General features: G+C 52.2%; 11 protein-coding genes. 5 read left to right on the forward strand and 6 right to left on the reverse strand.

Features of this window, described 5'->3' with window-relative positions; all coding sequences use genetic code 11:
• Positions 1-123 precede the first annotated feature (123 nt).
• The 3 genes from NYE54_RS06775 (at position 124) to htpG (ending at position 6,642) form a co-directional block, all read left to right on the forward strand.
• On the forward strand, positions 124-3,222 hold the full coding sequence (locus NYE54_RS06775; protein WP_339271001.1) for a glycoside hydrolase family 2 TIM barrel-domain containing protein: 3,099 nt from the start codon (positions 124-126) through the stop codon (positions 3,220-3,222).
• A 53-nt stretch (positions 3,223-3,275) separates the two neighbouring features.
• Entirely contained in the window at positions 3,276-4,517 is a 1,242-nt protein-coding gene (locus NYE54_RS06780; protein ID WP_339271003.1) for an MFS transporter, read from the forward strand.
• A 247-nt stretch (positions 4,518-4,764) separates the two neighbouring features.
• A complete protein-coding gene (gene htpG / locus NYE54_RS06785) occupies positions 4,765-6,642 on the forward strand; it encodes a molecular chaperone HtpG (protein WP_339271005.1) in 1,878 nt (625 codons plus the stop codon).
• Between the two features lie 112 nt (positions 6,643-6,754).
• Here htpG and NYE54_RS06790 read toward each other — a convergent pair whose 3' ends face one another.
• The 4 genes from NYE54_RS06790 to NYE54_RS06805 form a co-directional block, all read right to left on the reverse strand.
• Positions 6,755-7,381, reverse strand: a complete 627-nt coding sequence (locus tag NYE54_RS06790) for a DUF3298 domain-containing protein (protein ID WP_339271007.1) — start codon at positions 7,379-7,381, stop codon at positions 6,755-6,757.
• A 245-nt stretch (positions 7,382-7,626) separates the two neighbouring features.
• The gene (locus NYE54_RS06795; protein ID WP_339271009.1) at positions 7,627-8,778 is read right to left on the reverse strand and encodes an MFS transporter; all 1,152 of its coding nucleotides are present in this window, start codon (positions 8,776-8,778) and stop codon (positions 7,627-7,629) included.
• A gap of 49 nt (positions 8,779-8,827) precedes the next feature.
• Entirely contained in the window at positions 8,828-9,373 is a 546-nt protein-coding gene (locus NYE54_RS06800; RefSeq protein ID WP_076322846.1) for a PadR family transcriptional regulator, read from the reverse strand.
• Positions 9,374-9,822: 449 nt separating this feature from the next.
• Positions 9,823-10,209, reverse strand: a complete 387-nt coding sequence (locus NYE54_RS06805; protein ID WP_076322847.1) for a helix-turn-helix domain-containing protein — start codon at positions 10,207-10,209, stop codon at positions 9,823-9,825.
• A gap of 248 nt (positions 10,210-10,457) precedes the next feature.
• Between NYE54_RS06805 and NYE54_RS06810 the strand changes: the two genes are divergently transcribed.
• Entirely contained in the window at positions 10,458-11,003 is a 546-nt protein-coding gene (locus NYE54_RS06810; protein ID WP_339271011.1) for an NAD(P)H-dependent oxidoreductase, read from the forward strand.
• 182 nt (positions 11,004-11,185) lie between these two features.
• Positions 11,186-11,716, forward strand: coding sequence for a GrpB family protein (locus tag NYE54_RS06815; protein WP_339271013.1), 531 nt, complete (start codon positions 11,186-11,188; stop codon positions 11,714-11,716).
• 13 nt (positions 11,717-11,729) lie between these two features.
• On the opposite strand, the gene NYE54_RS06820 is transcribed toward NYE54_RS06815, so the two are convergent.
• Both NYE54_RS06820 and NYE54_RS06825 read right to left on the reverse strand, forming a co-directional pair.
• Entirely contained in the window at positions 11,730-12,791 is a 1,062-nt protein-coding gene (locus NYE54_RS06820; protein WP_339271014.1) for a response regulator, read from the reverse strand.
• The gene (locus NYE54_RS06825) at positions 12,769-14,637 is read right to left on the reverse strand and encodes a histidine kinase (RefSeq protein ID WP_339271016.1); all 1,869 of its coding nucleotides are present in this window, start codon (positions 14,635-14,637) and stop codon (positions 12,769-12,771) included. Before NYE54_RS06825 ends, NYE54_RS06820 begins: the two co-directional genes overlap by 23 nt.
• Positions 14,638-14,807 lie beyond the last annotated feature (170 nt).

The following is a 14,807-nucleotide window of genomic DNA, read 5'->3' on the forward strand; positions in this document are numbered from 1 at the left end:
CGATTGATATGAAGCATGAAACAGCATCAGAACATAGAAGTGCGTGTTCAAAAAGTCATGGAAAGATGACTTTTTGAACTACCTCTAGAAGACTAGACTGCTTGGGAAAGGATGGAGAGATATATGAAAGACCATCGTATCGGCCGCGACTGGGATGACCTAAGCGTGCTGGAACGGAACCGGGCGAAAAGCCGGGCCTATTTCATTCCGTTCGCGGATGCGGACGGAGCGTTAAGCTATGACAGAGGCAGTTCGGCTTGGTACCAATCACTGAACGGGGTGTGGAAATTCCACTATGCCGAGGAGCCGGAGACAGCTCCTGAAGTTTTTTATGAAGAAGATTACGATGTATCGGCCTGGGATGACCTCCCAGTTCCGGGGCACTGGCAGCTGCAGGGCTACGGCCATCCTCATTACACGGATTTGTACTATCCGTTCCCGGTGGATCCGCCGCATGTGCCAAATGCGAATCCGACCGGAAGTTACGTACGCGAGTTCGAGCTTCCAGAGCATTGGGATGGCAGGAAGATTTGCGTCAAATTCGACGGGGTGGACAGTGCGTTTCATGTGTGGCTAAACGGGTCGTTTATCGGCTATAGCCAGGGAAGCCGGCTGACCTCCGAGTTTGATCTGACGCCTTATGTGAAGACCGGCGTAAACAAGATATCGGTTCGGGTATACCAGTGGTCTGATGGAAGCTATCTGGAAGATCAGGACATGTGGTGGATTAGCGGCATTTTCCGGGATGTGTATCTGGTAGCCGAGCCGTCGGCGCTTCGCATCAACGACTTCCGCGTAACGACCGATCTGGATGCGGAGTATCTGAATGCCAAGCTGAACGTGCGTTTGGAACTGGAAGGAAGAGAGCGCGGCTCCGTCCAGTTGCGGTTGTTGAACGGAGCCGGAGTGGAAGTAGGGTCAGCCGGGAAGGATGTCTCGCACTCCGCCGTGGAGGACTTTGAGATCAAGGTAGCCGGTCCGGATTTATGGAGTGCCGAGTCCCCGGCACTGTACCACTTGGTGATCATCTTGCAGGATGCTCAAGGGGGAACGCTGGAGACGGTGGCGCAGCGCGTCGGCTTCCGCTCCATTGAAGTGAAGGACGGACAGCTCCTGGTAAATGGCAAGACAATCCTGCTTAAAGGCGTCAACCGCCATGACCATCATCCGGATACGGGCCGAACCGTCACCCTGTCCACGATGCTCGAGGACATCCGTATGATGAAGCAGCACAACATCAATGCTGTACGGACCGCTCATTACCCGAACGATCCCCGGTTCTACGAGCTGTGCGACGTGTATGGGCTGTACGTGATGGAAGAGACGGATCTGGAGACCCACGGCTTCGAGCCGCTCGGCAACATTTCCCGCTTGAGCGATGATCCGGAGTGGAAGGAAGCCTATGTGGACCGTGTCCGCCGAATGGTGGAACGGGATAAGAACCATCCGTCCGTGCTGTTCTGGTCCCTCGGCAACGAATCCGGCTTCGGCTGCAATTTCCGCGCGATGGCGGAATGGTGCCGGGAGAATGATCCAACGAGGCTGATCCATTACGAGGAGGACCGCGAAGCCGAGGTGTGCGACGTGGTGAGCACCATGTATTCCTCCGTCGAGAAGATGGAGGGATTCGGCAAAATGACCGATCATCCCAAGCCGCATATTCTGTGCGAGTTCGCGCATGCGATGGGCAACGGGCCCGGCGGTCTGCGTCCCTACTTCGATACCTTTGAAGCGCATCCCCGCCTTGCGGGCGGTTTCGTGTGGGAGTGGATCGATCACGGGCTGAGCAGAAGGACGCCGGACGGCAGGATGGATTATGCATACGGCGGTGATTATGGCGATGTTCCAAACAACAGCAATTTTGTTATTGACGGTTTGGTCCGTCCGGACCGGACGCCATCACCTGGACTTCTGGAATACAAAAAGGTCATTGAACCGGTCCGCATGTCGATGCGAAGACACGGTGTGCTTCATATCATGAACCGCTATGATTTCATTTCGCTGGATCATCTGGTGGCCCATTACCGGGTGTTGGCCGATGGACAGCTTGTCCATAGCGGAGCGCTGGAGCTTCCCCGCATCGATGCAGGCACAAGCACGGAGTTAAGCCTCCAGAAGGTTTTGGAGCAAGCGACAATAGGCGTGAGTCCTTATGCCGAGCTGTGGTTTGAGGTATCCCTCTCCCTGGCTGCGGACTGCCGCTGGGCGGAACGGGGACATGAGGTGGCATGGTCCCAGTTTCTGCTGCGGGAATCGTCCAAGCCTGAATTCGAGCAAACGGCCGCATCGCGGCGGGGACCATTACAGCTCACCGAGGAGAAGCACAAGCTTAAGGTGGGAAATGGCAGCTTTCAGCTGTCACTCGGTTCGCTTCATTCCGGATTTGAGAGCTTATTCCTGCATGGCAAAAGAATCACGCTTGGCGGACCGGCGCTGAATTTCTGGCGTCCGCCGATTGATAATGATATGTACGTGCTTCCGGATTGGCGCAAGGCCCATCTGGACCGACTCTCCGAGCGGATCGATCATTTCGAATGGAAGCGACTGGACCAAGACAGCGTGAAGGTGCGGCGGATTTCCCGGATTGCGCCGCCGGTATATGATTGGGGCTTCCGCTGCGAAACGACCTATACGATCACTTCCAGCGGCCTGATTATCATGGATGTGAAGGGTGAGCCGATCGGCACGCCGCCCGCCATGCTGCCGAAAATCGGATTGCAAATGCAAGTTGCGGGAGACATGGAACATGTCCGGTGGTACGGCAGAGGACCTGGGGAAAGCTATCCGGACAGCCTGGAAGCGGGACGGTTCGGGGAATACCGCAGCACTGTGGACGGCTTGTTCACGCCGTATATTTATCCGCAGGAGAATGGGAACCGATCGGATGTCCGCTGGATCTCGCTCGCGGATGGTGCTGGATTGGGGCTCCTCGCCGTTGGCGAGCCTGTCCTGAATTTCAGTGCAAGCCGGTACACCGACCAGGATGTGGAGTCCGCGGCGCATGCCAGCGACCTTGTTCCACGCAGTTTCATTACGCTGAATCTGGATTACCGGCAGAACGGACTTGGCAGCAACAGCTGCGGTCCGGCACAGTCTCCGGAGCATTCGATCAAGCCGGAGCCGTTTTCGTTCCGCATTCTCCTGAAGGCTTACGCTGCCGAGGATACCGATCCGGTAAGACTGAGCCGGCGGATGCGCTCGGAAGCGGAATTATACAAGTAACCGACTGATTTCATTTCAGATCGTGATCGGATTTTCTGGAGAAGGGGAATAACATGTCCTTTTACATCAAAGACCTGCTGCAGCTGTCTACGGGGGTGCGCCGCTTCCTTATAAGCGAGGCCTTCTATGGCATTGGAATCGGCCTCTATACACTCGTCCTGAATCTGCATCTGCTTTTTCGGGGGCTAAGGGAGGACGAAATCGGCGCGTTGGTGTCGATGGGCATTCTGATTATGGGCGTGCTCGCCATTCCGGTATCTCTGCTCGCCAACCGGACCGGAAGGAAAAAACTGCTGGTTACCGGCGTATTCTTTATCGCCGCAGGCAATGTGCTGTTTGCTGTCAGCGATGATTTGCTGTGGTTCTATGCCGCTCAAATATTGGTGTCTACCGGCTTGACGCTGGTGGAAACGACGGAGATTCAGCTTCTCTTCCATTATTGCCGTTCCCGTAAGGAGGAGGCCCGTGCATTTTCCTTGATGTTTGCCGTCTTTACGGCTTTCACGGGTCTCGGAACGCTGGCTGCCGGATATATCTCGAAGGGATTTGAAGGAAGCAGGGGCTATGAAGTGTCCCTTCTGCTGACCGGGCTGGTGCTTGTGCTTCATGGCGTCATCCGGGCGTTCTGGCTGCCTTCTGAGCGCAGGGACTTGGATGAGGAAGCGCCGACGGTTTCATCTTCTAAGGGAATATCCAGGTTAACGGGGCCTCTGTCGTCCGGGACCTTATGGCTGTTCGCCGTGTTTACGGCGCTGCTCGGTGGCTGTATCGCCATGACTGGCTCATTCTTGAACGTCATCGTGAAGTTCCGCCTGGATTGGATGGATGACCAGGTATCTTTAATTCTTGCCATCGGCGCGATCCTTCTGTTTATATGCTCATTGATGACACCGTACGTCATGGAGCGGTTCGGTTATAACACGGCCATTATCTCGGTATTTATCGTTAATATGTTGCTGTTTGCCGCTCTATACATGATTCTCCCCGTATGGCTGTTTGTCGGGCTGTTTCTGCTGCGGGGCGGTGGCGTGACCATGCTGTCCAATCTGCTGGACAGTCTGCTGATGTCGGCTTTCAATGAGAAGGAACGTAATCTGTATGCTGGCATGCGGTCGGTATTTCGGAGTTTAGGCTCGTCCGGGGCAACTTTTGTTGCCGGACTGATCCTGGCCAGGCAGGATTATCGGCTCCCCTTTCTGGCCACGGCCGGCGTGCTGCTCCTATGCGGCCTGTATTACGTATGGTGGATTCGTCCGGTCTTATCCAAGAGATTAAACAGCGGTATCGAGCCATGAATGAAGGGCCGTCTAAAAGGGGAATTCCCTTTTAGGCGGCCTTTTTGCTGATTGCAGCATGCTGTTTTCATATTCATCTTACGGCGTCGGCTTCACAGTTACAGGTTGAACCCGTATTTGTTCGAGGGAAAGTCTTTAAACATATTGACATCAAAAATTGGTACATGTTTAAATAGAAGAAGTGTTAGCACTCTGCTGTAAAGAGTGCTAAAAGAAACCTCGTTCAGATTGGAAGGGAGATTTTTTCATGGCGAAAAAACAGTTTAAAGCTGAGTCCAAACGGCTGCTCGAGATGATGATCAACTCCATCTATACGCAGCGTGAAATTTTTCTGCGTGAGCTGATTTCAAATGCCAGCGACGCGATCGACAAGATTTACTATAAAGCGCTGACCGACGACAACTTGACCTTTAACAAAGAAGATTACTACGTTAAGATTACCGCAGATAAAGCAAACCGTACGCTGACCATTACCGACACGGGGATCGGGATGACAAAGGAAGACCTCGAGAACAACCTCGGCATCATTGCGAAGAGCGGTTCCCTTGCATTCAAGAGTGAGAACGAAGCGAAGGACGGCCACAACATTATCGGCCAGTTCGGCGTTGGCTTCTATTCGGCTTTCATGGTTGCCGATGTCGTTACCGTGACCAGCAGAGCCCTCGGCAGCGACGAAGCATTCAAGTGGGAATCGGAAGGCGCGGATGGATATACCATTACGCCGGCCGAGAAGGATTCTGTCGGAACCGAGATCGTGCTTAAGATCAAAGAGAACACGGAAGACGATCAGTATGACGAGTATTTGGAAGAATATCGTCTAAGAGCGATCATCAAGAAGTACTCGGACTTCATCCGTTATCCGATCAAGATGGATGTGAAAACGCAGCGTCCGAAAGAAGATGCCGAGAATGAGTTCGAAGAAGTTCAGGAAGAGCAGACCATCAACAGCATGGTGCCGATCTGGCGCAAGAATAAAAGCGAGCTGACCGACGCGGATTACGAGAATTTCTACAATGAGAAGCGCTACGGCTTCGATAAACCGCTCAAGCACATTCATGTCAAAGCGGACGGCGCTGTTGTATACAACGCGATTTTGTTCATTCCCGAGAATACGCCATTCGATTATTACACCAAGGAATACGAGAAAGGGCTTGAGCTGTATTCCAACGGCGTCCTGATCATGGACAAATGCGGCGACCTTCTGCCGGATTACTTCAGCTTCGTGAAAGGGATGGTCGATTCCGAGGATCTGTCGCTGAACATCTCCCGCGAGATGCTCCAGCATGATCGTCAGTTGACGCTGATCGCGAAGAACATCAAGAGCAAAGTGAAAAGCGCGCTGCAGGGCATGATGAAGGACGAACGAGACAACTATGAGAAGTTCTTCGCCTCCTTCGGCAGAGGTCTGAAATTCGGCGTCTACAACGATTATGGCATGAACAAGGAAGATCTTCAGGATCTGCTGCTGTTCACTTCCTCCAAGGAGAAGAAGCTGGTTTCGCTGGATGAGTACGTATCGAGAATGCCGGAGGATCAGAAGTATATTTATTATGCTTCCGGTGATTCCATCGACCGGATCGAGAAGCTCCCGCAGACGGAAATGGTGCTCGATAAAGGTTATGAAATCCTGTACTTCACCGATGATGTTGATGAGTTTGCGATCAAGATGCTCATGAAATACAAGGAGAAGGAATTCAAGTCGGTATCCAGCGGCGATCTTGGCCTCGATTCCGAGGCGGACAAACAGGAGAATGAAGCCGAAGAGAACGACAATAAGGAACTGTTTGAAGCCATGGGCAGCCTCTTGGCCGGCAAGGTGAAATCCGTTAAAGCTTCCAAACGATTGAAATCCCATCCGGTATGCCTGTCCACGGAAGGTGATGTCTCGATTGAGATGGAGAAAATCCTGAAGGCGATGCCGAACGGACAGGATATCCAAGCCGACAAGGTGCTGGAGATTAACACGAATCATGAGGTGTTTAAATCTCTGAAAGCTCAGCAAGCGGATGAGGATAAGCTGAAGCTTTACACGAATCTGCTGTACAATCAGGCGCTGCTGATCGAAGGCTTGCCGATTGCCGATCCGGTGGAATTCACGAACGATATTTGCAAAATCATGGTGTAACCGGCGCAGCTGGATTATAAGATAATAACAAACAAACCTGAAACTCTGGTGTAAGGTACCAGGGAATCGGGTTTGTTTTTTTGTACATCTAATCTCAGTGCAGTGTAGATCGTTACACTACGTCCGCGGCAAGATCCGATAACAATCCGTTCTCGGTTGCCAGGCCTAAAAGGTCGTACACCGATATTGGGAACATCGGAAAGCCGACATAGTATGGGGTGATGGCATATAGCGGATAGAAGATGACCAGTGACTTATCCGCTAGATAGAAGTCCTGGTTCGGCGAAACGGTAACCGGACGGTTCTCCAGCACGGGAATGCCGCGTTCCTTGATCTGACGGTTCACCTCGACGGCCAAGATGGCTTGATAGCCCGAGCCTGGGCGGAACAGATCGGATAAGGCATAGGATTTTCCGGTGGCCGTGGCAAAGGTCAGGCCTTTCGTCACCGTATACCCGTGCGCCATATGTTCGGAGTAGGTATAGTTCGTCAGCACGAGGCTAAGAATGCCGCGCTCGTTCGTTTTGATCTCAAAGGTGCCCGTCGTTTGCGGGTTGGTGCCGGTCTGAACCTGCTGCTGTTCTCGCTGCATGTCCTGGATTTGAAGAATAATGACCCGGTTGATGGCTTCTTCCGCCCCCGGATCCATGAGGCCGTGTACTTGCGGATAATGAATCACGAGACTGGGTGCCGTATGCGTAAGGGTATGGATACTTGCCGGGGGTACATATTGCGCCATACGTACAATCGCTCCAATCTAACATCAGATACGTTAGCCTATTCGGAAGCGGACGCAGAGGTTACGAAGTTGGCAGGAGCGGAGGCTTGAGACTTGGAGGCTTCTAAGGCTCCGTCAACCCGGCAGAAGGGCTTCGGATAGGCAGAACGCTCCAATGCGAAAGAAAGCTCTAATGCGAAAGAACGCTCCAATGCGACAGCGGTAGTCCAAGGCCGCGGGCATGTTTGTTGTAAATCAGCAAGCCTTCACTCCTTGTCTGTAACGCCAGACGTAAGCAATCTTCTTACAAAGATCGTGAATATGACTAAGGAAACGACTACCGATGCTGCTGTAACCGTGAACAAATACGTATAGCCGATACGCTCGGAAACCAAGCCGAGTATAATGGCGCCAAGTCCGATGCCGAGATCGAATGCCGTCATGAACGAGGCGTTGGCTGCTCCTCTCCGGTTCTCCGGAGCAATGCGCAGGGTCGCTGCTTGAAGCGCGGGCTGGGCCGAGCCGAAGCCGATACCGTACAGAATGGCTGCCGTAATCAGCCCGGTCAATCCGTTTGACATACTTAAGACGATCAGAGCCGCCGCCGTCACGACAAGGGACGGAATGATGACAGCCGCTTCGCCGAAACGGTCCGACAGCTTCCCGGCAAAGGGTCTGATCAAGGTAAGAGCGACGGCGTACACCAGGAAAAAGGTTCCCGGATTGACCCGGATGGACTCGGCAAACAGCGGGAGGAAGGTCGTGATCCCCCCGTATGCGACAGCCAGGAAAAAGATTGCGACCGTGACAGGGAGAACGGATTTCTCGACTAACTGAATTCGCCCTGCCGACGGTTTGGCTTGATAAGGGGCTCTGGTCATGTAGGCCAGTATGAAGGCAATCAGAGAGAGTCCGGTAGCGACAAGGAACAACGTCCGAAACGAATACCCGCTGACGATAAAAGTACCCAGCATGGGGCCGATGGCCATCGCAACCGTCATCGCCATACCGTACCAGCCCATGCCTTCCCCGCGGCGGGAGGTTGGGATTAAATCCGTAATGACCGTTCCGATGGAGGTTGTCGAGAAAGCCCAGCTCGCGCCATGCAAGATCCGCAGCGCAAGCAGAAGCAGAATGCTGCCAACCCAATCGTAGAGATACATCGAAAGAACAAAGAAGATAAGACCCCAAACGTAAAAAGCTCTTCTGCCGTATCGGTCCACCAATCCCCCGACCATCGGGCGAAAGACGACCGCCGTCAGCGTGAACGCACCGGCCGCCAAGCCCACCTGGGATTCGGAGCCGCCTAAATGCTTGATATATAGCGGAAGCGTGGGCAGCAGCAGATAGAAGCCCGTAAACAGAAATAACATCCCGACCGTCATCTGAATAAACGGTTTCGTCCATAAACGTTCCATCCTGTATCCCTCCTTATTTCGAATTTCTCAATGTGAAAACATCTGGACTCTAGTCTTCTTCGGATTTAACAGTCGATATTTCTTTCCGGATCCACTCGATATTCGTCATTCCTATCTGCTTCCGGTGATCGAGTACCCGCAGCAATTGAAGCCGCTGTTTCTCAGGATCAGGTTTATAAAACGTGATCTCCGCTTCAAAGTCCGTCACATGTTTCAGGTTGGTCTCCAGATAAATCAAATACTGCTCTAGACAATCGAGCCGAACCTTCTTCGGAACATACCGGAAATAGACCATTTTAAAATGGAATATCTGCTCCGTATCCATGTTGTATTCCAGGGGGTTCTCCATGAGCTCGAGAAACTTCTTCCGTCCGGAATCGGTGATCCCGTAGATTTTGCGGGGGCGTTTGCCTCCGCCGGATTCGTCCAGACGAAGATGGATCCACTCGTGATCCACCATCCGGGAGAGCAGGGGATATAACGTTCCGGAACTAATCTGACGGTAAGGACCCCCTGCATTTTTTAATATCTCTTGAAGCATATACCCGTGTTTATCCCCGGTCATCAATTCACCCAACACAAAAATTTCATACATATGAGCGCCTCCAACAATATGTCGTTACGATATAAATATATATCGTAACGACATAAATATGCAATACCTGGAAAAGATTTTTTGCAATCGTTCTCCAAACGACGGTAACTATGACATGGCGCTTTAAGATAGTGATAGATGAAGTGAAGCAAGAGGAGCGATACATTTAATCTGCGTCAGACACAAAAAATAGGAAGAGAGGGATTAGCGGTTTAAAACGGAGTCTTGTAAAAACTGATCCCTGTTAGAACTACCAGCTTAGAGGGGACCTAACAAATGAAGCCGATCTGAGTAGGATCGGCCGAAGAGTGCGCGAGGGGGATGGAGGTCAATTGCAAATTGAGGAATATAGCAGACTAGGATTCGTGGTGCACAGCAGGGAGTAAATGCATGCGTTCGTATAGGCGAGCAGTGCCCAGCATGAGCATTAAGGGTTTTGCTTCCTGCGTTTACAGTCCGCCTGCGTTTTTCCCATGACTTTCACCTTGTTGTCCGTTGTTCTTCTCGACATAATCCAAATGTTGAAACCCCCAGGTGCACATGTCGGTCAGAACGCTGCCCAAGCTCTTTCCGTGCTCCGAGATGGAATACTCTACTTTGGGCGGAATCTCCTGATATACCTTGCGTACGACCAGCCCATCCTGTTCCAGTTCGCGGAGCTGATTTGTGAGCATGCCTTGGGTCACGCCCGGAAGCAGCCGCCGGAGCTCCCCGAACCGTTTGGTTCCGTCCTGCAGCAGTATAAACAAAATCAGCGGTTTCCACTTGCCTCCGATTAATTGCAGCGTTGTCAGGATGCCTTCGGTGTTAGGCCGTTCATGATCGCTTGTTCTCATATTCTCATCTCCCATAGGAAGGGTGTCATCGGTCTTTGTTCATGTGATGTTAGTAATGTAGCACAGTATTCCGTTTAAACCCAGTACTATTCTTATTCGTACTTAGTATGTTTTATCGTACTATGCATGGGATGAATAGGTACGCTAAAACCGACTAAGTACATAAAAAGAGCGTACTTTTCAACGAAGCCGATCCGAAACATAATGGGGGTGTCAAACAAACCAAATGAGACAGGAGAGACCTGAATATGAAAATCATGGTGATTGTGGCTCACCCGAATTTAGACAACTCGCGTGCGAATCGAGTGCTGATGCAGCACAGCAGGCTGTATGCGAATGGAAATGTAGATATCCGGGATCTTTACAAGGAGTATCCGGACTGGAATATCGATATCGAGCGCGAGCAGCAGCTTCTTCTTCAGTATGATCGGGTGGTGTTCCAGTTCCCGTTTTACTGGTACAGCTGCCCGCCACTGTTGAAGAAATGGTTCGATGACGTGCTGACCTTCGGCTGGGCGTTCGGACCGGAAGGCAACAGTCTGAAGGGCAAGGAGTTTATGCTGGCCACGACGGCAGCAGGCACGGAACAGGAGTATCAGGCAGGTGGGGACAATTGGTACACCGTCAGTGAGCTGCTGCGTCCGATTCAAGCCACGTTGGACCGGTGTAAAGTCCGTTATTTGCCGGCCTTCGCGACCTATAACGTGGAGCGGGTAAGCGATGAAACCCTCCAGGCGGAGGCCGACAGATATGCCAATCAGGTTCTAGCACCTGCAGCCGAAAGCCGATACTGAGGCTCGCTTCTCCGTTAACCGATAGAAGATTGGCTCTTGCCGGCCGAAACCATTAAGGGCATGATAGAGTCATATATGACATGACCTGAAGCAGTTCTTATGCTCTTTTATGGGGGCCCGCTACTATTAGCTCGAGGCAGCTTCATAAGCACATGCGCACCAAATTGGAGGGAGGAAGCTTTATGACGATTGATGAAGATATTCATTTGGAGTCCTACGACAAGCAGTGGGCGGATCGGTTTTGCGACGAACACCAGACGTTAATCAGGGAGATCGGCGCTTATACGTCCGCCATCGAACATTTCGGAAGTACATCCGTACCGGGGATGACGGCTAAACCCATCATCGATATTCTGGTGGGCGTGGAGAACGCGTTGCATACGAATGAAATCATCCCCAAACTGACCGCTATGGGTTACGAGGACTTGGGCGAAGCCGGGATTCCCGGCCGTTTATACCTGCGCAAAAGAGGTAAGCATGCCTATAATGTTCACATTGTGTTATACCGTGGCGACATTTGGAATCATAACATCATCATCCGGGAGTACTTGCGAGCACATGCCGTGGAAGCCGAGCGTTACAGTGAGATCAAACAGCGTATCGTTTTGCAAGGAACCCGGACCTTGCTCCGATATTCCGATGAGAAGAATGCGTTCGTTGAGCAGCTTCTTGCTAGAGCGAAAGTATGGATGAATGGTGTGCAATCCGAATAAGCGTCTGGTAACTCTATCCTCCATTCATGGCCTTGCACTGCTTTCGGTAAGCGGAAGGGGTGAGGCCATGAAATTTTTTGAACGTCTTGCTGAAATGGACATAGTCCGAGAAGCCGACGCGGTAGGCCGTTTCCTCGGCGGAAAGCTCAGACTCCGCCAGCAATTCCCTCGCTTTTTCCATGCGAACCTGCACCAAGTATTTCACGAAGTTCATATTCGTTTCGCTCTTGAAGGTACGGCTTAGATACGTGACCGACATCCCCACTGAATCAGCCACCTCCTGTAAGGACAAATCCTCCATCGCGTAATTCTCTTCAATGTATCGCTTGGCTTTCTGAATATTGTGGCGAGACCCTAGATTTCGGGAACCCTTAATCAGCGCCAGCATTTCCTTGACCTTATCCTCGATTTGACGGCGGCAGGCCATGGGGTCATCCTGTGGCCATTGATCCTCGCCGATCTCCATTGCAAGAAGCAAACCGCGTTCTTCAAGCGCAGCCAGCAGATCCTGCATCAGCATATGAGCATATCTTGATAAGCTCACCTCTTCGGGTCCCCTCGTCTCAAAAAGAGCCATGATCTGGCGGATTTGTTCCAATGCTCCCTGCTCATCGGCAGAATACAGCAGCTGGGCGAGCCTGGCTTTATGGCGCTGCTGCGCAAGCGTCCATTCCGTCTGCCGGGAGAATCGCGCTTTCCGGTTATCCAGCTCCCTGCAGGCACGTTCCAGTGTTGTATGGAACTGCGCCGGGTCGATGGGCTTCAGCAGGAAATCCGAAACGCCATAGCGCAGGGCCTGACGTGCAAATTCGAAGTTGTCGTGGCCTGAGAGGATAATAAAATGCATCTGTGGATGGGATTCCCGGACACAGCGGATAAATTCCAGTCCATCCATTTCAGGCATGCAAATGTCGGTCACGATAATATCTGGCCGGGTGCTCTCTAGCATCTGCAGGGCTTCAACCCCGTCTTCGGCTTCGCCGGTGACCACAATTTGAAGACCGGACCTCTCAACAAGCTTTCGCAAACTCAAATGAATGGCGTATTCGTCATCAATCATCATTAACCGGTACATGGTGTCCCTCCTCGCTAGTCCTATACGGCAGTCTAATCTCAAATATCGTGCCTTCCAAGGGCACGGACTCCACAAGATGCAGGCCATACTCGTCACCGAAGGTAAGCTGAAGTCTTTGATGCACGTTCAAGAGCCCGATGCCGCTCGTGGGTTCCTCCCCGCCGTTTCGCAGCATGCCTTCACCCGGCTTCTCCCGGGTTTGCAGGATGCTGCTGATCTGCCACAGCGTTTCCGCTGCCATGCCAATCCCCTTGTCACGGATCATGATGGCAAAATAGCCCGCCTCCGCACGGGTGCTTATCCCGAGGTAGCTTGGCTTCTTGCCTCGGTATCCGTGTATGAACACATTCTCTACGATCGGCTGCAGCGTCAGTCTGACGGCATTTACGCGATCCAGGTCCCGTTCGTTCACATCCATATCAATCTGGAGTCTGCGGAAACGGGCGCTTTGAAGATCGAGATAATACTGGACATGCGTCATCTCCTCCCGCAGCGGCACGACAGACCCGGCATGGCCGATATTGTAACGGAACATATGGGCCAGCGCCCGCGTCATGCGACTGATCTCCATATGATCGTCCGCAATGGCATATGAATTAATAATCTCCAGTGAATTGTACAAAAAATGCGGGTTGATGTGGGACTGCATGGAGCGGAGCTCGGATTCCTTCTGCTTGATCATGAGCTCCCGTTCCTTCAGTTGGGAATCCTGGACCTCCCGAATCAGCCGCTTCAGCTCTCCCGTCATGCTGTAAAAGCTCTGGAATACGGCAGTCATTTCATTGTTGCGGAACCGGTTCATTTTGGTAGGAAGCACAAAATCACCCCGCTCGACGCGGGCCATCAACTTCTGGAGCATGGATAGCGCTCTCGTCAAGGACAAGGAGAATCCGCCTACAAGCGCCAATGCAATGATTAAGAGAATGGCTGCGGCCGCTAGCGAGTAATTACGCTGGGTGATCAAACCGCCGATGAGATTGTTCAGCGGCAGGTCGGCGACGACCGTCCAGCCAGTGATCTGCGAGCGTTCATGCAGGACCATCTTTTCGGTGCTGGAAGCTGCGTCTTGATGCCGGAAGAAGGAGGAGTCCCGGTTTTGAATATGCGTTAACAGCCCCGGTTCGACTTGGGTTCCGACCCGACTCGGATCCGGGTGGTAGATCATCTGCCCATCCTTGCCCATGATCCAGACATCAAAGCCGCCCAGCGAATCATTAGAGCAGATGGCTCCGATTTGCTTCAGATTGAGATCGACAATCAATAAGCCTTTATAGAGAAAGGAAGAATTGTCATAGAGCTTCCGGGCCACGGTAAGGGCTGGCGTGTTTCCTACCCGGCTGAGGCCGATGATTTGAAAATCGTTGAATTGATCCAGCTGCGCTTGAAAGGACCGGTTGCGTTTGCGGATTTCACTCATATCGAGCAGCCCCGGCGCGCTTTCGTAATCGGTGATTTGTCTCTTGTTCTCGGCGACGAGCGAAATTCCGATAATATCGGACCGGCCGTAGATCATCTGGGCAAACAAGTCGTCCTCGACTTTTTTGGCAAGCTGAAAGTACGCATAGGGGGTAAGCTGGGTGGTCGAGAGAAATTGCTGGATCTGCGGGTTGTGGATAAAGGGATAGGTGGAATTCTCCAGATTGGATATGTACGAATCCAGTGAGACGTTGGTTTGCTCGATGATACGCCTGTTAGCGCCTGCGGCAAACTGTTCAATCGCATCGGTAGACGACTGGTACCAGAAGCTGCCAAGCAGAAAGAAGGGGAGGCCAATGAATAGGATGATCAGAACGAACAAACGTTGGTTAATGGTCAGATTACCGGTGGAAACGCCTTGGATGTTCATCGCTCTTCCGCCTTCCGCATTGAAGTAGGGAATTTGAGACTCCCACGGCAAAGCCGCAAGCTGACACCTTCGGTATCATTGGGATTCTTGGGTGGTAGTCGGTCGTGCATTTCTGCTAACCGTAGTTCCCCCAAGTTCAGGGCTGTCTCATCAGCCCGTCCTAAGACAGT

It is taken from the genome of Paenibacillus sp. FSL K6-1330, from assembly GCF_037976825.1.
Lineage (GTDB): Bacteria > Bacillota > Bacilli > Paenibacillales > Paenibacillaceae > Paenibacillus_AQ.

Excerpts from the sequence above, each read along its gene's own strand:
- NYE54_RS06775 (WP_339271001.1), top strand. The coding sequence starts at position 124 with ATGAAAGACCATCGTATCGGCCGCGACTGGGATGACCTAAGCGTGCTG.
- NYE54_RS06780 (WP_339271003.1), top strand. The coding sequence starts at position 3,276 with ATGTCCTTTTACATCAAAGACCTGCTGCAGCTGTCTACGGGGGTGCGC.
- htpG (WP_339271005.1), top strand. The coding sequence starts at position 4,765 with ATGGCGAAAAAACAGTTTAAAGCTGAGTCCAAACGGCTGCTCGAGATG.
- NYE54_RS06790 (WP_339271007.1), bottom strand. The coding sequence starts at position 7,381 with ATGGCGCAATATGTACCCCCGGCAAGTATCCATACCCTTACGCATACG.
- NYE54_RS06795 (WP_339271009.1), bottom strand. The coding sequence starts at position 8,778 with ATGGAACGTTTATGGACGAAACCGTTTATTCAGATGACGGTCGGGATG.
- NYE54_RS06800 (WP_076322846.1), bottom strand. The coding sequence starts at position 9,373 with ATGTATGAAATTTTTGTGTTGGGTGAATTGATGACCGGGGATAAACAC.
- NYE54_RS06805 (WP_076322847.1), bottom strand. The coding sequence starts at position 10,209 with ATGAGAACAAGCGATCATGAACGGCCTAACACCGAAGGCATCCTGACA.
- NYE54_RS06810 (WP_339271011.1), top strand. The coding sequence starts at position 10,458 with ATGAAAATCATGGTGATTGTGGCTCACCCGAATTTAGACAACTCGCGT.
- NYE54_RS06815 (WP_339271013.1), top strand. The coding sequence starts at position 11,186 with ATGACGATTGATGAAGATATTCATTTGGAGTCCTACGACAAGCAGTGG.
- NYE54_RS06820 (WP_339271014.1), bottom strand. The coding sequence starts at position 12,791 with ATGTACCGGTTAATGATGATTGATGACGAATACGCCATTCATTTGAGT.
- NYE54_RS06825 (WP_339271016.1), bottom strand. The coding sequence starts at position 14,637 with ATGAACATCCAAGGCGTTTCCACCGGTAATCTGACCATTAACCAACGT.